18 protein-coding genes are annotated in these 18,253 nt (G+C 45.3%); 16 read left to right on the forward strand and 2 right to left on the reverse strand.

Annotated features, from left to right (window positions below):
- Positions 1–89: 89 nt before the first annotated feature.
- The 9 genes from AC1S8V_RS13810 to AC1S8V_RS13850 all read left to right on the forward strand — a co-directional run bounded on the left by AC1S8V_RS13810 (position 90) and on the right by AC1S8V_RS13850 (position 8,747).
- A complete protein-coding gene (locus tag AC1S8V_RS13810) occupies positions 90–695 on the forward strand; it encodes a pentapeptide repeat-containing protein (protein ID WP_482074065.1) in 606 nt (201 codons plus the stop codon).
- A gap of 135 nt (positions 696–830) precedes the next feature.
- The gene (locus AC1S8V_RS13815; protein WP_482074066.1) at positions 831–1,214 is read left to right on the forward strand and encodes a hypothetical protein; all 384 of its coding nucleotides are present in this window, start codon (positions 831–833) and stop codon (positions 1,212–1,214) included.
- 309 nt (positions 1,215–1,523) lie between these two features.
- Complete coding sequence (locus tag AC1S8V_RS13820; protein WP_482074067.1) at positions 1,524–2,090, forward strand: TetR/AcrR family transcriptional regulator; 567 nt, start codon at positions 1,524–1,526, stop codon at positions 2,088–2,090.
- A gap of 352 nt (positions 2,091–2,442) precedes the next feature.
- Positions 2,443–3,597, forward strand: coding sequence for a glycosyltransferase family 2 protein (locus tag AC1S8V_RS13825; protein ID WP_482074068.1), 1,155 nt, complete (start codon positions 2,443–2,445; stop codon positions 3,595–3,597).
- A 37-nt stretch (positions 3,598–3,634) separates the two neighbouring features.
- The gene (locus tag AC1S8V_RS13830) at positions 3,635–4,942 is read left to right on the forward strand and encodes an aminotransferase class III-fold pyridoxal phosphate-dependent enzyme (protein WP_482074069.1); all 1,308 of its coding nucleotides are present in this window, start codon (positions 3,635–3,637) and stop codon (positions 4,940–4,942) included.
- A gap of 42 nt (positions 4,943–4,984) precedes the next feature.
- The gene (locus tag AC1S8V_RS13835) at positions 4,985–6,016 is read left to right on the forward strand and encodes a zinc-dependent alcohol dehydrogenase (protein ID WP_482074070.1); all 1,032 of its coding nucleotides are present in this window, start codon (positions 4,985–4,987) and stop codon (positions 6,014–6,016) included.
- Between the two features lie 80 nt (positions 6,017–6,096).
- Positions 6,097–7,341 carry an MFS transporter gene (locus tag AC1S8V_RS13840; protein ID WP_133384656.1) on the forward strand — a complete coding sequence of 415 codons (1,245 nt, stop codon included), beginning with the start codon at positions 6,097–6,099 and terminating at the stop codon, positions 7,339–7,341.
- Between the two features lie 131 nt (positions 7,342–7,472).
- Positions 7,473–8,066 (forward strand): DUF1349 domain-containing protein, encoded by a 594-nt coding sequence (locus tag AC1S8V_RS13845; RefSeq protein ID WP_482074071.1) that lies wholly within the window; start codon positions 7,473–7,475, stop codon positions 8,064–8,066.
- A 39-nt stretch (positions 8,067–8,105) separates the two neighbouring features.
- On the forward strand, positions 8,106–8,747 hold the full coding sequence (locus AC1S8V_RS13850; RefSeq protein WP_482074072.1) for an HAD family hydrolase: 642 nt from the start codon (positions 8,106–8,108) through the stop codon (positions 8,745–8,747).
- Here AC1S8V_RS13850 and AC1S8V_RS13855 read toward each other — a convergent pair.
- Complete coding sequence (locus AC1S8V_RS13855; protein ID WP_482074073.1) at positions 8,744–9,559, reverse strand: AraC family transcriptional regulator; 816 nt, start codon at positions 9,557–9,559, stop codon at positions 8,744–8,746. The genes AC1S8V_RS13850 and AC1S8V_RS13855 overlap by 4 nt on opposite strands.
- A gap of 294 nt (positions 9,560–9,853) precedes the next feature.
- Between AC1S8V_RS13855 and AC1S8V_RS13860 the strand changes: the two genes are divergently transcribed.
- The 3 genes from AC1S8V_RS13860 (at position 9,854) to AC1S8V_RS13870 (ending at position 12,735) form a co-directional block, all read left to right on the forward strand.
- Positions 9,854–10,996 carry an NAD(P)/FAD-dependent oxidoreductase gene (locus tag AC1S8V_RS13860; protein ID WP_482074074.1) on the forward strand — a complete coding sequence of 381 codons (1,143 nt, stop codon included), beginning with the start codon at positions 9,854–9,856 and terminating at the stop codon, positions 10,994–10,996.
- The gene (locus AC1S8V_RS13865) at positions 10,993–11,280 is read left to right on the forward strand and encodes a hypothetical protein (protein ID WP_482074075.1); all 288 of its coding nucleotides are present in this window, start codon (positions 10,993–10,995) and stop codon (positions 11,278–11,280) included. The genes AC1S8V_RS13860 and AC1S8V_RS13865 overlap by 4 nt, the downstream gene beginning before the upstream one ends.
- Positions 11,281–11,502: 222 nt before the next feature.
- Positions 11,503–12,735 carry a cytochrome P450 gene (locus tag AC1S8V_RS13870; protein ID WP_482074076.1) on the forward strand — a complete coding sequence of 411 codons (1,233 nt, stop codon included), beginning with the start codon at positions 11,503–11,505 and terminating at the stop codon, positions 12,733–12,735.
- Between the two features lie 102 nt (positions 12,736–12,837).
- On the opposite strand, the gene AC1S8V_RS13875 is transcribed toward AC1S8V_RS13870, so the two are convergent.
- On the reverse strand, positions 12,838–14,277 hold the full coding sequence (locus AC1S8V_RS13875) for a DHA2 family efflux MFS transporter permease subunit (protein WP_482074479.1): 1,440 nt from the start codon (positions 14,275–14,277) through the stop codon (positions 12,838–12,840).
- Positions 14,278–14,558: 281 nt separating this feature from the next.
- Between AC1S8V_RS13875 and AC1S8V_RS13880 the strand changes: the two genes are divergently transcribed.
- From AC1S8V_RS13880 to AC1S8V_RS13895, 4 genes are all read left to right on the forward strand, one after another.
- Positions 14,559–15,164, forward strand: coding sequence for a TetR/AcrR family transcriptional regulator (locus AC1S8V_RS13880; RefSeq protein WP_062834267.1), 606 nt, complete (start codon positions 14,559–14,561; stop codon positions 15,162–15,164).
- A 45-nt stretch (positions 15,165–15,209) separates the two neighbouring features.
- Complete coding sequence (locus AC1S8V_RS13885; protein WP_482074077.1) at positions 15,210–15,743, forward strand: GNAT family N-acetyltransferase; 534 nt, start codon at positions 15,210–15,212, stop codon at positions 15,741–15,743.
- Positions 15,744–15,816: 73 nt separating this feature from the next.
- Positions 15,817–16,491, forward strand: coding sequence for a response regulator transcription factor (locus tag AC1S8V_RS13890; protein WP_339187595.1), 675 nt, complete (start codon positions 15,817–15,819; stop codon positions 16,489–16,491).
- Positions 16,488–17,858, forward strand: a complete 1,371-nt coding sequence (locus AC1S8V_RS13895) for a sensor histidine kinase (RefSeq protein WP_482074078.1) — start codon at positions 16,488–16,490, stop codon at positions 17,856–17,858. Before AC1S8V_RS13890 ends, AC1S8V_RS13895 begins: the two co-directional genes overlap by 4 nt.
- Positions 17,859–18,253 lie beyond the last annotated feature (395 nt).

The raw sequence follows: 18,253 nt of genomic DNA on the forward strand, positions 1-18,253 counted from the left end.
TAAGCAGGTACTTGACAGGAGTGTGGTATAGTATAAAAAGTTCTTTTAATGAAGAAAAACGGAGAAATATACAATGTGGGGTGTAACCAGTGTATCAATATAAGGATCAGGAATATGAAGCAGTACATTTTGAGGGCCGTGATCTGCGATACGGAGAACTCATAAGCTGTGTTTTCAAACAATGTACATTCATGAACGCTTCTATGGAGGAAATCGAGACAAGTAACTGTCGTTTCATCGAGTGTGACTTCAAAGGGGCTTCCATGAATGGTTCGATTCATACCGAATCGGCTTTTGAAAACTGCTCCTTTGGTGGTGCGAATCTATTTGCTTCCAAATTCAGCTCCTGCAAGATGACAGGCTCAGACTTCTCGGGTGCGCAAATGGATGGCATTACCCTGAGTCAGGGCGATTGGTCTTACACGAATCTGAGACATACACGTTTGGGGAAACAGGATCTGCGAGGAATTCGTTTCTTTGAAGCTGACTTTACGGACACGGATTTCACCAAAGCGGATTTGAGAGACTGTGATCTTACCAGAGTTGTATTAAGCAGAGCCAAGCTGCAAGGGGCCGATCTTAGAGGGGCTAACTTGGAGGGAATCGATCTGAAATCATTGGATATCAAAGGTGTACGTTTGGATCGCGAACAAGCCGTTCTGTTTGTACGCTCGTATGGTGCGAAAGTAGACTAAGTTGAACATACACAGCAAGAAGCCGCCTTTAAGGCGGTTTTTTTGATATGGAGACTTTACGATTAACAAAACTTGCAGGAATAAGAGATCTAAACAAGAAGTAGTTAACATAAGTTTCACTAAAAGGAGGTCATCATGACGACCGCATTAATTATTATTGTTGCTGTTATTGTCTTTGGGCTTATAACAGGCACGATCACTATGATTATGGTATTTAAACTGCTACGTAACACTAAAGAGAAACAGCACCTTCGCAAGAGCATTCTGATGGACGGAATTCCAGCAGAAGCAATAGTCCATGATATTATACAGACATCATCCAGTATGGATGGAAGGCCAGGTGTGCGACTGGACTTGACTGTAACCCAAGTTGACGGCCGCACCTTTCCAACAATTGTAGAGACTTATATCCCGATCACACATATTCCCCATTTCCAGAAAGGAAATATGATTAACGTAAGATACATTACGATGGGGAATGAACGAAAAGTTGAGGTAGAGGATGCCTATGTTCCGTAAGGTGTCTCATGGCGGCAAGCTTCGCTTATCAGGCATATCAAACACGCAGGGGATTGATGAGAGCCTGTTTAAATCGATACTTCGAAAGTTGGATTTTTCCAGACTGCAATTGGACTGAGATAAAAGATAACGATGTCAAGAGCCGCCGAATGGCGGCTTTTAAGCTTTACAGCACGAATATAAAAGGTGGTTTGTTACGTTCAGAATGCGATATCGTGAGAATGTATGCTATAATTTTATAATCTCATCCAATCATATGATGGATGATCAGATCAATTGTAGACTAATTCGCCAAGAGGTGTAATACCTATGAGAAAAGAAATGACAACAATCAAACAAACCAGGCTACATTCCATTCTGGACGAGGCCACCAAATTGCTGATTGAAAAACCGAATGCTTCCATGAATGAAATTGCAGAATCTGCAAAAATCGGGATCGCTACGTTACATCGATATGTGGAAAGCCGCGAACAGCTCATGATTCATCTGGGATTACGCGCAATCGAAGTGGTCAGTGAGACCATGAAAGAAATCCAACTGGATGAGGAGCACTGTGAAAAGTACATACCCGAGCTGATTGAAGCGCTTATTCCATTAGGCGACAAAATTTATTTTCTGGCTCATGACACCACCATTAACTATAATCCCGAGATTGAGGGAGCAGATCTGAAACTGAGAGAACCTGTACTGCATGCGGTCGGTCTGTTACAACAGAAAGGTTATTTTCGCTCCGATCTGGATAAAACCTGGATTGTAGATGTTTTGTATTCCATCATGTTCCTGACGTGGCAGCAGGTTGTAAGTGGTCATATCGCGAGAAAAGCAGCCCCTGCGCTTGTGGTAGACACGTTTTATCATGGGTTTAAGCAGCGTTAGGTCAAGGCCCATCCAACGAAAGATAATAGATTTTTACTACGAAAGCACCCCCAAAAAAGTCGACTGTATCGTTAGATACACAGACTCTTTGAGGGTGTTTTTTTGCGTTTACAACAGCATTTCTCCGTGCGCAAGCTGCAAAGACTTGATTTTCTCACATATTCAAATATTAACAGCGTTCAGAATTTAAGATTTCAAGTTTACAAAAAATGATATAAATTTCTAGTAGATTCAAATCATTACCAAATAAAGACAAAATATTCAAACGAGGGGGCCGGACAGAACGACCAGCAATTGTGCAGTTCGAATCAGCTTATGTACTCATTCCATCAACCCAATCAGGAGGGATTCCATGCTTTACACCATTATTGTGCCAGTCAACCAGGACTATAACATTTTGAACCTGTTCACAGATTCGTTGCTCCGGACGGTAAGCCCATCCACTCAGATTATTTTCATCAACGATGGTTCCGGCTCAGCAGTCTTTCAACATCTGGATAAACTGAAGCAAGAAGTAAGAGAAGGTGTGACCATCGAGATTCTTCAGCATGATTTTCCACTCGGTTGCGCCGTGTCGATTAATAGCGCACTCAGTCTTGCCAAGGGAGAGTACATTTTCTTCCTGGATTCCGACACCATTCTTCAACCGAACTGGCAACCGATGATGAAAGAGACACTGGACAGCGACATTACGATTGGCATGATTGGAGGCGTTCTGTTGTATCCGCAAACAGGAGGCGTGCAGCACTGCGGCATTGCTTTTGCGGACACCATCGGCCGACACCTGTTCCTGAACGCATCCCCTGATGATATCCCGAAAGAAACCTTCTCTGTTCAACTGGTGGTGTTCGCCATGTTTGGCATGAAGCGGGAGGTTTACGAGACCATCGGCAACCTCGATGAGAAGTTCTTTAACGGATACGAGGACTTTGATTATCAGATGCGGGCACGAGCTGCCGGATACGATACAGTCATTAATCCGAATATTCAAGCCTATCACTGGGAACGCAGCAGCGGCATTCACCGCAACTTCAACCGGAAGAACAATCTGGCACGCTTCTGGAAAAAGTGGGGCGGTCAAATCGAAGCTGATGTGTGGCCATTCGTTTTCAGTCATCTGAAAGCACAGCTAGAAAGCCAAGAGGAATACCAGCATCTGCCGATTGTCGGGATTGACCTTGCCGAGGTTCGAAGTGATGCCGATACATTCTGGACCAAGCTGGAGGAAGCCGAATTTGCAAATGTAGTCGAAGTACGGGACTATTCAAACCGCTTTAATTCCAATGGAGCCATCTGGCTGCCACAGGTACTGGGCAAGGAACTGATTCATAGTGAGAACCGGTTACTGTTTTTGGTGGACAATTTCGCCCGTTTGCTGGAGAACCGCTACTGGATTGAGATGAGACATGCTCATCGAGCCAAGGATCTGATCATTGACCTGTATGGCAATGTGATCACGATGGATCGCATATACGATGGATGCTGGCCTGGAACCAAAGTTCGGTAATTCACTCACAACGAAAATAAACAGGGAGGTACTTAAGGTGAACGAAAAAGAGAGCACGCTCGATCGTGCCGTACGATTTACCCGTAATCTGGAGTGGTTGGAACAAGTCGAAAAGGTAATTCCGAGCGGATGCAGCACTTTAGCCAAAGCACCTGAACGTTTATTTCCGGGGCATACCCCCGTGTGTTGTGCAGAGGCTTACAAGTCCCGATTTACAGATATCGACGGCAATGAATGGCTGGATTGCGAAATGGCCATGGGTACGGCACCGTGGGGCCATGCCAGGCATGAAGTCCAACTCACCGTCATTCACCAGTTGAAAAAAGGGACAAGCTTTTCGATTCCGGCCGACATCGAACTTGAATGTGCAGAGTTGATTCTGGAGCGGTTCGAGGGGCGCTATCCGTCACTGCGCTTCACCAAAAGTGGTGCCGATGCAGTGAGTGGGGCTGTACGTCTAGCCCGCGCTGTAAGTGGGAAAAGCAAGGTTATTGCAACAGCTTATCACGGGTGGCACGATTGGTCTGCCTATGGTTATTATGGTGGCCAGACGAAAGAACGTGGCATCCCGGTAGATATCGAGCGTTCAACGATCTGGGTGAACAAGCCCACAGCAGAGCGAATTGAGGCCCAGATTACCTCATCTCCCGAGGATATCGCATGTATAGTTCTATGTCCCAATGAGTGGAAAAAGGAAGCGCTGGGGGAAGTGGTAACCCTGTGCCGGTCCCTGGACATCATTATCATATTCGATGAGGTAACGTCCGGTATTCGGATGGGCAAGCAGGCTACAGCAGGAGAATATGACATCTGGCCTGATCTGCTCTGTATCTCTAAAGGTATGGCCAACGGTTTACCGCTCGCAGCGGTTATGGGGCCGGAGCACTTGATGTCTTTGTCAGGACAGGTCAGATTCAGTAATGCCCATTCCAGCGAAACGACAGCGCTCGCGGCAGCCATTGCCTGTGAACGATTAATGAAAAATGCGAAAGTATGGCCGACTTGGCGTGATCCGGCAACCCGGATCATGGATCGTCTGGAATCTGAACTTGTGTTACTCGGATTGACGGATCAATTGGAAGTGAAGGGGACGTATGCAAGCTTCTGCATTCAATCCTTGGCTGAAGACAACTTCCAAACAGATCCTTTCCGCGAGTTCATGGTGAAGAGAATGGCTCACTTCGGCATTTTCACCAAGGGTTACTTTATTTTCTCCGATGCCCATACACGGGAAGAATTACTGTGGGTGGAGGAAGCTTTGTTGCAGATCCTGTCAGACTGGAAAGAGATTCAGAAGCAGGAACATCTTCATTCGATGCAACTTTCGAAAACGTTTGAAGCTTAATCCATAGATCATAATCGACATTCGACTAGGAGGAATTATTCAATGAAAGCACTCGTATATCAGGATCTCAAACAGGTGACTTACCAGGAGATTGAGGAGCCAACCATTCAAAAGCCAAACCAGGTAAAAATTAAAATCTATGGTTCAGGTATCTGCGGTACAGATCTGAATATTGTCAAAGGCAAAGTGCCTGCAAATAAAGGGACGATCATTGGTCATGAAGGTGTGGGCACCGTCGTTGAGGTGGGCGATGAAGTTCGTGGTTTCAAGATCGGCGATCGGGTATTGGTTGATCCCACGCAATCTTGCGGTACCTGCTCTTATTGCCGCGAAGGTCTGTTCATCTACTGCGAGAATTTTGATGACTATCAAGTAGGAATGACGACGCACGGAACCTTTGCCGAATATTTTGTTGGGGACGAAAAGTATATCTATGCCATCCCGGATTCCATGAGTTGGGAAACGGCCATGATGATCGAACCACTGGGATGTGTACTTCAGACGTTCATGAAAGCAGGGACTAAGCCAAGTGACTCTGTACTCGTCCTCGGTTCTGGTGCAATTGGTTCCCTGTGTCAGCTTGTGAGCAAACGATTGGCAAGGCTTACTGTAGGTACGGAAGTTGATCCATACCGCAAAGAGTTCGCTTCAGAGATCGCGGATCATGTGTTTTATCCTCAGGATCTGACACTGGATAAAGTATATGAGATCAACAATAACAAAAAGTTTGATATTGTGGTGGACGCGGTAGGTAACCAGCTTCATGTGGGATTTGAGATGATTGCCAAAGGCGGTAAAATTATTCCTATGGGATATGACGACAGCTATGAGGTGACGTTCAAATCAACAGCCGTGATTAATGATGGCATTAGTATCATCGGTGCAGTTGCTAATCACTCGATGATCAGTACGGCACTGAAATTTGCCCAAAGTATTCCGGAACTGGAACAGATGGTGACAGCCAAGGAACTGCTGAGTGATTATGAACAGGCCTTTAATGGAACGATTGGTTATGATCTGCGTACTGGAGAGAAATTGCCGATGAATTCGGTCAAAACAGCTCTTATCCTATAAGCATGTAGACATTAGCGGGTTTGCCGCTGCGAGAAGTTGGAATTCGCAGCGGTAAAAACCGCAGAAGGAAGGGATATCGATTGAAATTGCTTCAAGATTTGCCGAAGAATCCACGCTACTCCATTTTACTCGAACCGGTATGGGCCATTCCGGGCACGATCGTTCTCTTCTACGCTCCTTTATATATGAAGGAAGCCGGACTTTCGGACATTGAAATCGGTTTAATCAATTCGGTGAATCTTTATTTTGCCTTTATCTTTCAATTGTTTGCGGGTTCCATTACGAATAAGCTGGGACGGAAACGAACAACGCTGATCTTTGATCTGCTTGCCTGGAGTGTTCCCATGTTCATCTGGGCCTTCTCCCAGAACTTCTGGCTGTTTCTAATCGCCTACTTGCTGAACGCAACATCGAAGTTTGTAACGGTCGCCTTTAACTGTCTGATCATAGAGGATGTGGAGGAACACAAACGATCCAAGGTGTTTGCCATTCTCAACATGATCATTACAGGAGCCGGGGTACTCACGCCGATTGCCGGGGTGGTCATTGCTGATTTTGGTATTGTGCCAACACTGGCGAGCATTTACTTTGTCGGGGGCATCCTCATGACTGCTATGTTCTTCATTCGTAACCGATACACGGATGAGACTGAAGTTGGCAAGGAACTTATGGGATTGCATAGTAAAACCCGGGTGCTTCAGAGTTTGGGTTCCAGTCTGCGCCTATTCGGCAAGTCGTTCTACAAACGGAGACTTTTTCCGATCATTTTGATTACGGTATTGTCCAATCTGATCTTGCAGCTGAATTTCTTTCAGGTCATTTTCTTCAAGGAACAGTTGAAGTTTGATGACCGCGTCATTTCGTTTATTCCGGTTGTGACCGCAGTAACCGTCATGCTGCTCTATTTGGTCATCATTCCACGTCTGAAACGGCGTTCGGAAGAAAAGTATGTTGGTTTTTCCATCGTGCTTAGTACGGCTGGGGCCATCCTGTTTCTATTGATTCCTGTAGGGAATATAGGAATGTTGTTTCTCACGCTAATCGTGCTCGCTGCGGGTAACTTCATTTTGCAGACGTACCGGGATTCTCTGCTGATGAACCGATTGGGTACGCATGAAAAAGCCGACATGTTCTCCGCCGTGCAGACAGTCATGACGCTAACAGCGATTCCATCGGGTTATCTGACGGGTTTGCTCTACCATTACAACCCAACGCTGTTGTTCAGTGTCATTCTTGGTCTATACGTCGTACTGATGGTCATCATGTTTTTCCTGCCTGATCCGCAAAAGCACTCCCAAGTGCTAGAACCTTACAAAAATATGTAGAAGAAGGGGTTTTATGTATATGAATCGAATATGTAGTACAGAAAAAAACTAAAAGTGCGAGTTCAAAAAGAACGGTAGCGGACTTTTTGAACAACCTCTAGAAAATAACTTACTTGGGAGGCTGCTAACAAATGACTAACGTAATGACAACAGAAGCACGGAAGCAATGGAGCTGGATGAACGAGCCAGAGACCTGGTCCTATACGGATCAGGGAGGTGTAATTGTGGAAGCACAGGCGGATACGGACTTTTTCCAAGATCCAGCAGGGAAGCACATTCGTGCAACAGCACCATTCCTGTCCATGCCTGTGCCTGGCGACTTCGAGATCACAACCCAGTTAACTGTGGATATGAAAAATCAATATGATTCCGGTTGTCTGATGGTGATGGCAGATGATCGTAACTGGTGCAAAATTTGTTTTGAATATGATGGAAAAGCGCCTACCATCGTGTCGGTGGTGACACGTGATGGTTCATCGGATGATTGCAATTCGGTTGAAGTCTCCGTACCTAATCCCTATCTGCGTATACGCAAAGTGGAGGACTGCATATCATTCTTTTATTCACCCGATGGGGAAGAGTGGAGACTAATTCGATATTTCGGCATGCCAATAAAAGGGGAACTTCGAGCTGGATTAGTTGTTCAATCGCCGACTGGAACGGGCTGTACGTGTCACTTTTTATCTGTGAACGTTACTCATCCGGACTTGACCGCACGCTTCTAATCCGCTCCCCCGGCCAACCATTGGAGGGAGAATAGATTCATGGTAAAAGCATTTATATTTGATTTTGATGGACTCATTGTGGATACGGAGACGCCTTGGTACTATGCGTTTCGCGATATATATGAAGAGCATGGACTCGAACTGGGTCTGGAGCTGTGGTCGAAAAATGTGGGGACATCCTTTGAGGAGTTTCATCCGTTTCTATATCTGGAGCAGGCGCTCCAAAAAAAGATAGATCATGATCATATCAAACTGCTCTCTGAACAGAAATACGAAGCTTATTTGGGACAAGCTACCATTCTTCCAGGGGTATATGAACTGCTTCAATCTGCCAGGGAAAAGGGGATTCAGCTTGCGGTTGCTTCCAGTTCCACCCGAGACTGGGTACATGGTTACTTGCAGAAGTTAGGCATTTTCGACTATTTCACAGTCGTTCATACTTCTGAGGATGTGAAGCGAGTCAAACCTGATCCTGAACTGTACCTTCTTGCTCTCCAAAGTCTTGGAATCGAGGCTTCCGAGGCGATTGTGTTCGAAGACTCGCCTAACGGACTGAAGGCAGCCAATGCGGCAGGTATTCGTTGTATCATCGTGCCGAACGAGGTAACGCGAGGTCTGGAATTTGCCATGCATGAACTGCGGTTATCCTCGCTGGCCGAGATCAATGTGGAGGTTCTTTAATCCAGATATTGCTTGCGTAGCTCGATAGGGGAGATCCCTTCGTATTTTTTGAACACCGATCCAAAGTAACTAGCACTGTTGAAACCAACTGCTTTGGCTATTTCATGAGCCGTGGTGGCATCATTTTCAATGAGCATTTCCTTGGCTTTCAATAACCGATATCGCGTCAGATACTCCAATGGAGTCATTTGAAATTCTTTTTTGAATATCCGATTGAGGTGCTGCTCGGTAACGTCCATCTGCTCGGCCAACATGGGGAGAGAGATATCCTGATGATAATTTTGTTTGATAAAAGTAATGAGTTCATCCAATCTTAATCGGGCATCAGAACGTTCGTAAGCACTATAGCGTTCACCTTCAATGGTTAATCTCACCAAAAGCATGTACAGTAACGCAGATACGTGCCAGATCTGATCCTTGTGCCGGGACTGCAGCGCCAACGTAATTTCATGCAACAGGATATGAAGCATTCCATCCGGCTTGAAGGCGCGCAGCTCCCCGATCTGCAAGGAATGCAAGAAACGCGGCAATAAATAGCCATTGAAAGACAGACAATCAAATCGTAATGAATCACTCAGATTGTGGTAACGGTACGTTACCTCCGGGAACAAAATGAGAGCGGTTCCTTTTTTGATCGAAAACTCATGATTCTTTGCTGCGATTCGCCCTGTTCCTCCGATGCACTGTACAATGCTGTAATCCCGTGAATGGTCGCTCCAATTCATCAATTCATCAACGGTCAACTGGTTTTGCCCTGTAATCATGAGCGGCATATCGGTATCCGGCGGATTCCCCATGCTAGGTTTCGGCATTGTCGTGTTATTCCTCTTTTCGTTAAAGGATCATGTACGTAAGTGGCGTGGTTACAGCGTTAAAAGAAACCTAGAAAGAATTATATTACATAAATGGAATTATTTTAATTGATTGACAAGCAATAATAAAACGTTTTCAATTAATGCTCCAACAATTCTTTATTGGAAGGATGAGTATGAATCGTGGCCCGATCATTCTCTGTTAATGAATCTAAAGGTGCGCCTGCCTTGCCAACTTCATGCGAAACGGTATACGCTATAACGAATGAGTGATTAAGGAAAGGAATGCAAAACATGAAGAAAGTCATCGTAGTCGGATCAGGTATTCTGGGGGCATCAACAGCCTATCAATTAGCCAAACGGGGCGCAGAGCTAATCATCATAGATCGAAAAGATATAGGGCAGGCGACGGATGCAGCTGCCGGGATCATCTGTCCATGGCTGTCACAGCGACGCAATCAGGATTGGTATCAGCTTGCCAAGGCAGGTGCGCGGTTCTATCCTGGAATCATAGCGGAGCTTGAAGGTGAAGGAGAAACGGAAACCGGTTATGCTCAAGTAGGTGCGCTCAGTATTCATACGGATATGGACAAAATCAACAAGATGGAAGAGCGGGCCCACCTTCGCAAAGTAGATGCACCGGAGATCGGCGACATTACACCTCTGGATGAAAAAGAAACCCGTGACCGATTTCCTCTACTTGATGAACGCTATCAATCGGTACATATCAGCGGTGCTGCACGTATAGATGGAAGGGCATTGCGCGATGCCTTGATCCGGTCTGCACAGCGAAATGGAGCGGAAGTGATCCATGGAGACGCCACGCTTCAATTCGAAGCGGATCGGGTCATAGGTGTGAGTGTTAATGATCAGAGTTTCCTGGCAGATGAAGTCGTTGTCTGTGCAGGTGCATGGGCCAACGAACTGCTGAAGCCACTCGGCATACACTTTAAAGTGCATTATCAAAAGGCACAAATTATGCATCTACATGTCACGGATGGGGAGGATACAGGTCGCTGGCCTGTGATCATGCCACCTTCTGACCAATATCTGCTGGCTTTTGATCAACAGAAGATTGTGATTGGTGCCACTCATGAAAATGATGTGGAAGGTTATGATACAAGAGTAACTGCAGGGGGCATGCAGGAAGTTTTGAATAAAGGTCTGGAACTGGCACCAGGGCTAGCGAATAGCACATTCCAGGAAGTAAGAGTTGGATTCCGTCCGTTCACACCTGGCTTTCTGCCAGTCATGGGGGCTGTCCCAGGCTGGCAAGGTCTGATTACCGCGAATGGACTTGGAGCCTCTGGATTGACCATGGGTCCTTTTATCGGGAGTCAACTGGCCAAATTGGCTCTTGGCATGGAGCTGGATATCGATATTGAGCCCTATACTGTTGGCAAAGCAATGGATGAAATTGAAAGAGGTGAGCCATGACATATTCACAACGTTTATCCGATGGAGCGAACTCGTCCGATATCATATATCTGGAGCATCAGATCGGTACGACGAAAGAAAAACTGCGCATAGCTTTGGAGAAACAAGAAACATACAAACGCGAATTGGCGGAATTGAAGTCATCACCAATTGGGAATACATCCAAAGACGGTTCGGACGAACAAGTCTTAATGGAGAAGGCAAGCCAAACGCAGAACCTGATTGAAATCCTGTCTGCACAGTTGGATCAGCTACAGGAAGCATTGGCGAAACTAGGCGATTGATCGGTTCATATCGCTATCTCTCTGAAATGCCAGCAAAAATAATATACGATACGTATAAAGCGAAAACCTCTTATATTTAAGGGGTTTTTCTGATTTAGTTCAAATAGATTATATCAATAAATGAACGGGTGGTATAAAATGGAATCAGGTGCTGAACTGTCAATTCAGGTACCCATGTAAACACGAACCAATCATGAAATTATTCTGAGAGGTGGATTCCAAATGTATAAAGAAGTGATACGCGTTGAGGACATCACGGGGTTTCAGTCCAGATCTGAAGAGTTTTTCCCACTTCACTGGTTTCGAAAAATGCTGTCCGAGCATCCTGTGTACTATCACGAAGATACAGACACCTGGAATGTGTTCAGATACGATGATGTGAAGCAGGTCCTGAGCAATCATGAATATTTTTCAGCCGAAGGAACCCGGACGACCATTGCCGTTGGAGCGAAGAACAATGAAGGCACACCTCCGGACAAATTAAACCTATCAAGTATCGATCCTCCCCGTCATCAAAAAAGTCGTTCGTTGTTATCGGCTGCTTTTACACCACGTAGTCTGAAAAACTGGGAGCCACGAATTCGCAACATTGCGCAGCAGCTGGTAGCAGATATTGAGCCGAATACGACCATTGATATTGTACAAGCATTAGCTGCTCCGCTACCTTCAATGGTTATGGCAGACCTGCTCGGCATCCCTCTCACAGACAGCCATCGCTTCAAGAACTGGGTAGATATTCTGTTTCAACCAACCAATCCGAAGACTGCTGAGGAGAGTGAACTGAAAAAGCAGACTGCAGCTCAAGAGTATTATCAATTCCTGTACCCCATTGTGGTACATAAACGGACCCATCCTGGTGAGGACATCATTACGGATCTGTTGACCGTCGATGTGGAGGGTGAGAAGTTCACGGATGATGAAGTTGTTCGAACGACGATGCTTTTGCTCGGAGCCGGAATTGAGACAACCAGCCATATGGTTTCAAATACGTTCTATTCTTTTCTGTACGATGACCCAAGCTTGTATGATCAACTAAGACAGAATCCCGAATGGGTTCCGCTTGCAGTGGAAGAAATGCTTCGTTATCGGTTCCATAATGCCAAGCGGCATCGGACAGTGAAGAAGGATAACCAATTGCTCGGAGTGGATTTGAAAAAAGGTGATGTTGTCATCTCCTGGATGAGTGCAGCCAATATGGACGAACAGATGTTTGAAGCCCCGTTTGAGCTAAACATTCATCGTCGTAATAACAAAAAACACCTTACCTTTGGCATTGGCCCACACTTTTGTCTGGGTGCCCCGTTGGCAAGAATGGAACTCAGCATTGCTTTGACGGCATTTGTGGAGAGAATTGCGCGGATTGAACCAGTGGATTCATTTGATCTGGAGAATAATCTGGCCACTTCAGCTCCGGGGCAGTCGTTGACCCATCTGCCAGTGAAGATCGTTGGGTAGAGGGAAAGGTTCATAGTATAACAATCCAAAAAAAGCGGCAGATCAGACGTGAACGTCTTGATCTGCCGCTTTGGTATGCAAGTATGAGGCTGAACGATTTAATTAATTCGAATTCATGGAAACTTTTTGTCTTACAACCTGTTTGAATTCTTCCTCTTTCGCTTGTTTGGTACGTTTGATAAAGAAGGAAAGAACCAATCCCACAACCGCGATACCGATGATCACGACATAAGCATCATTGATACCCTGGATCATGGATTCTGTAGCGAGCTGTTGTTGACTGAGTCCATTGGCTGCACCCGTAGCTACCATATCCTGTACATGTGCCGTTGTACGGGAGGTCATGACACTCACGAGCAATGAAGTACCTACAGCGCCAGCCACTTGTCTGACGGTGTTGGAGATGGCTGTACCGTGTGCACCGAGTCTTGGTGGCAATTGGTTAAGACCCGCAGTTTGAATCGGCATCATGAGCAAAGCCATACCAATTCGGCGTCCGGTTGACATTAATACCAGGTAACCATAACTGGTTGAATCCGTTAAGTCGATGAAACCAATTGTTGTCACGATGGTGATCACCATTCCGATAACAGCGAGCCATTTTGCTCCAAATCGGTCAAACAATTTTCCGGCTACAGGCATCAGGAAGCCCATGACAAGGGCACCCGGCAGTAGTAATAATCCGGACTCCAGTGCAGTGTAACCACGTGCGTTCTGGAGATACAGGGGAAGCAGCATCATGTCAGCATACATGATCATTGTGATCGCGATACTAATGACCGTGGTCAGGGAGAACATGTTGTACTTGAAAGCCCGCAGATCAAGCAGGGGAGTCTCCGAAACGAGCTGACGCCATGTAAACAGGGCAAGGGAAACAATTCCTGCAGTGATACAGATAAGAACTTCTGCACTTGACCATCCCAGACTTCCTGCTCTGCTGAAACCATACAGTAATGCGCCAAATCCGATAGTGGACAGCACCACACTGATCGTATCGAACTTTGTGTTGACCCGTTCGGATACATTCTTCAGGTATACAAACGCAAAGGCAATGACAATAAGGGTTAATGGAATCATGCCGTAGAACATCGTTTGCCAAGAGTAGTTCTCCAGAATATAACCGGCAAGGGTAGGCCCGATTGCAGGGGCGAAAATGATGGCAAAACCAACCATACCCATGGCAGATCCTCGTTTTTCAGGAGCAAACAAGGTCAAAATAACGTGCATCAAGAGCGGCATGATAATACCGGCTCCCGCAGCTTGAATCATGCGTCCTGTCAGCAATGTACCAAAGTTGGTTGCAAGAGCGGATACGATGGTACCAATCAGGAAAATAAACATTGAAGCTTGGAATAATTGCTTGGTTGAAAAGCGTTGCATGAAGTAGGCCGTAATGGGGATCAGCACCCCGTTCACCAGCATGTAACCTGTTGTTAACCATTGTGCTGTGGCTGCGGAGATGTTAAAATCACCCATCAGCTCCGGTGTAGCGACACTCATGATCGTTTGATTCAACGTTGCAAGGAAGGCTCCCAAAATCATGATAAACAGGATGGGGCCTTTCTTTACGGATAATTCATCTTGTACTCTAGCTTGACTCAATCCTTTTCATCCTTTCAATCCACACGTGACTAAATTTACAACGTGTTGTATAGTTTACATTGTATTTATTGAATTATATACATATTCGGACAGATTACAATTTACGTTATGGCGTGTTTTCGTCGTTTATTTTACAAAAGAAATGAATTTGTTGTGTAAGTCAAAAATAAACGACTTATCGTTTAAAATTGTAATGTTTAAAATTTGAAGGAGGGATACACGTGAAAGACGAGAAGAAATCAGCCGTGGACCCAAGAATATTGCGAACGCGTCAGTTAATTCGAGGTGCATTTGTTGAATTGCTGCAGGAAATGGATATTGAGAAGTTGTCAGTGAACAAAATTGCCGAACGAGCGACGATCAATCGGGTAACCTTCTACCTGCACTATCGTGATATTACGGATATGATGGAGAAGATGGCCGATGAGATGATCGAGCATATTGAACGGATCGTGGATGAATATGCCCCTCATTTTGAGAAACAAAGAACGGAAGAGGCTTGGCCTGTTCTGGTCAAGTTACTGGAGCATTTTGCAGAGAACGCCTCGTTCTATCAGGTGGTACTTGCTACAAAGCGCACACCGATTTTTACCGAACGACTGCTTAAATTGTTGAGTACGCTGGTCAAAGCCAAAATTGATCGGGTAGAGATGGAAGATGAACTCGAAGAATCCGGCATTCACAAGGAGATTGCAATCTGGTATGGTTCTTCGGCCCTGATTGGAACCATTGTTGCCTGGTTGCGTAATGATATGCCATATTCACCTCATTTCCTGGCGAAACAATTCTCGTTGATTCGCTCGTACTCTTATAATGACCTGATATAATCATGCTACAGTAGCACCTAACGTTAATAGAGGAGGGATAATGTGATGAAATATAGTGCAGAACGTATCTATGTGAGATTTTGGAATGTGGATGATGCCTCATTGCTTCTGGATCTACAGGTTCGCAATCGTGCGGAAATCGAGAACATATCAGCAAGTGATCGGGAGGAGTCTTTCTACAGCGTGGAAGGGCAAAGGTCACTCATTGAGAGCTGGAACAAGAAGAAAGAAGAAGGAAATCGCTATTCTTTTGGTATTTTTCTACATACAACGGATGAACTCGTTGGTGAAATTTCTTTGTTCGAGATCATACTGGGTTCTACCCAAAAATGGATCGTTGGTTATGTAACGGATACTCTGCATCAAGGAAAAGGATATATGAGTGAAGCCCTGCAATGTGTACTGGAATTTGCCAAACACGAAACTGAAATTACTCGAATCGAAGCTGGCGCTGTGCCCGATAATACAGGTTCCATCCGTGTCCTTCAAAAAGCAGGTTTCAAGGAGAATGGGTCACAGCCTGTGCCAATCCAGGGAACGTTGAAAGAACATACGATGTTTGCTGTGGATATACTATAAGCAAGATGTTTTACTATTTACTATACAAGTTGAACTATATATTTAAACGTAACGGAGAGGACAGAAAAAACATATGGCTACTATACTCGTTGCAGACGACGATGCGAACATTCGTGAACTCGTCTGTCTATTTCTCAAAAACGATGGATTCACAACAGTGGAAGCTGCGGACGGTAAGGAAGCTCTCACCATATATGGCGAAACTCCAGTGGATCTGGTCGTCCTTGATATTATGATGCCTGTCATGGACGGCTGGGCACTGTGCAAAGAACTCCGAAGAGCCAATCCCGACCTCCCGTTACTCATGCTGACGGCGAGAGGAGAGACTTGGGAGAAGGTGAAAGGATTCGAACTGGGTACGGATGATTATTTGACCAAACCGTTTGATCCATTAGAGCTGACCGCTCGTGTCCGAGCATTACTGAAACGATACAAGATCGGCTCCACACACACAATCCAGTTTGGCAACGTCATTCTGGACCGTCAGACGTATAAGGTGATGAGAGGTACAGAGTCGCTTACGTTACCACTTAAGGAGTTCGAATTGCTGTATAAGCTTGCTGGAACACCAGGACAAGTCTATACACGTGAGCAATTAATTGATCAGATATGGGGAATTGACTACGCCGGAGATGATCGAACAATAGACGTACATATTAAGCGCCTACGCGAACGATTCGCGACTACACCTGATTTTCGGATTGAAACGGTGCGTGGGCTAGGATACAGACTTGAGGTCCATGAATGATCCGATCCATATATATTCGTGTGGTCCTGACCTTTCTGGGGTCTGTCATCGCTGGTACGGTCATTTCATTTTTTGTGTCTACCTGGATATTTGAGGACAAATTGAACCAAAACGCTCAAATTAACTTGCGTAATTTTGGCCAAGACGTTGTGCAGATTTATAAGACCCTGCCAGTACGTGAAGCGGACTTGTACGTTAGTGGAATGAAACAGCTCAGCTCCTATCATATTCGAATTTATGAAGCTTCGGGTCAGTTCAAGACTTACGGGAAACTTAACGGACATAAGTCTGCTGCTGTGACGAGCGAGCAACTAAAGAAAGTATTAGATGGGGGCGTCGTTCAACAAACAACGAGTGGAATTGCTACAGGGTTCTTAGGGTTACCGTTGAAAACGGAGATGGGAACCAAAGCGATGTTTTTGGAAACACTCGCACCGCCCTCAACCTCTTTTGTGATCAAGTGGGGCTTAATCTTTGCAAGCTGTTCGTTGATTGCAGGAAGCTTGTTGATTGTGGTTGCTTCTGTATATCTGGTGAGACCAATCAAGAAATTAACCAAAGCGACCAAAAGGATTGCAGCTGGAGATTTCAACGTCAAGCTGAACATCAAGCAAACGACTGAAATAGGTACGTTGGCTCGTAGCTTTGAAGAAATGATGCATGATCTGAAGCAACTGGAGCAGATGCGCAGGGAATTCGTTACAAATGTTTCGCATGAGGTTCAGTCTCCGCTCACCTCGATATCCGGTTACGCTTCGGCACTTAAGCAAGTAAACCTCACAGAACAAGAGCGAAACCGTTACCTGGATATTATCATCTCTGAAGCAAAACGAATGTCCAAAATGAGCGATAGCCTGCTCAAGCTGAGTTTGCTTGAATCGCAGTCACAGCAACTAAGGCTTAACACCTTAAGCCTTGATGAACAGATCCGGCGAGTCATCGTGGCGCTACAGCCGCAATGGTCTGCGCGCAACATTCATTTCGAGCTTGATTTGGAGAACGTGAAGGTAACGGCTGATCACGATCAGTTAAATCAGGTATGGACAAACATCATCGGAAATAGCATCAAGTTTTCCAAGGATGGCGGTATGATTAAAGTCAGTATCGAAGAGGATAGCAACAATGTGAGTGTCCGAATATCCGACACGGGCATTGGTATTCCCCTTGAAGACCAGAAGCGGGTATTCGAGCGCTTTTTCAAGGCAGATCGTTCCCACAGTCGTAAATATGACGGGAGTGGTATGGGACTTGCTATCGTTAAACAGATCGTGTCCCTTCATCAGGGTGACATCCGAGTGGAAAGCGATCCTGGTCAAGGCACGACCTTTATTATCACGTTGCCCATCCATCCACCAACGGATAGTTAGGCTCACAGGATAGGCCAATGAATAGAATATCCATCGGAGTATCTAAACCCAATTTTCATACCATGTGTAACATGCAAGTTTCCTTGTATGTTACACATGGTATTTTTTTGCTTGTTCATATTCCGTTCATATTAAGGTCATGGGGAGTACATCTTTGTTGATTAGGATTGCATGAGCGGCCTGCTAGGCCAATATACAGATGAGGATAGGAGCAGATGAATGTGACCCAACAAGCAGACAAAGAGGTACAGAGTAAAAGCAAATCATTATTTGCACCGTTCCCATGCCAAAGAAATTGCTGAAAAATTCAGGGGATTTATGACGCAGCAGTAAATATTAAAGAATCGGCTTGTTCATATTCAGTTCATATTGACGTCACGGGGAGTACATTTTCA

The organism is Paenibacillus sp. B46(2026) (assembly GCF_056786355.1).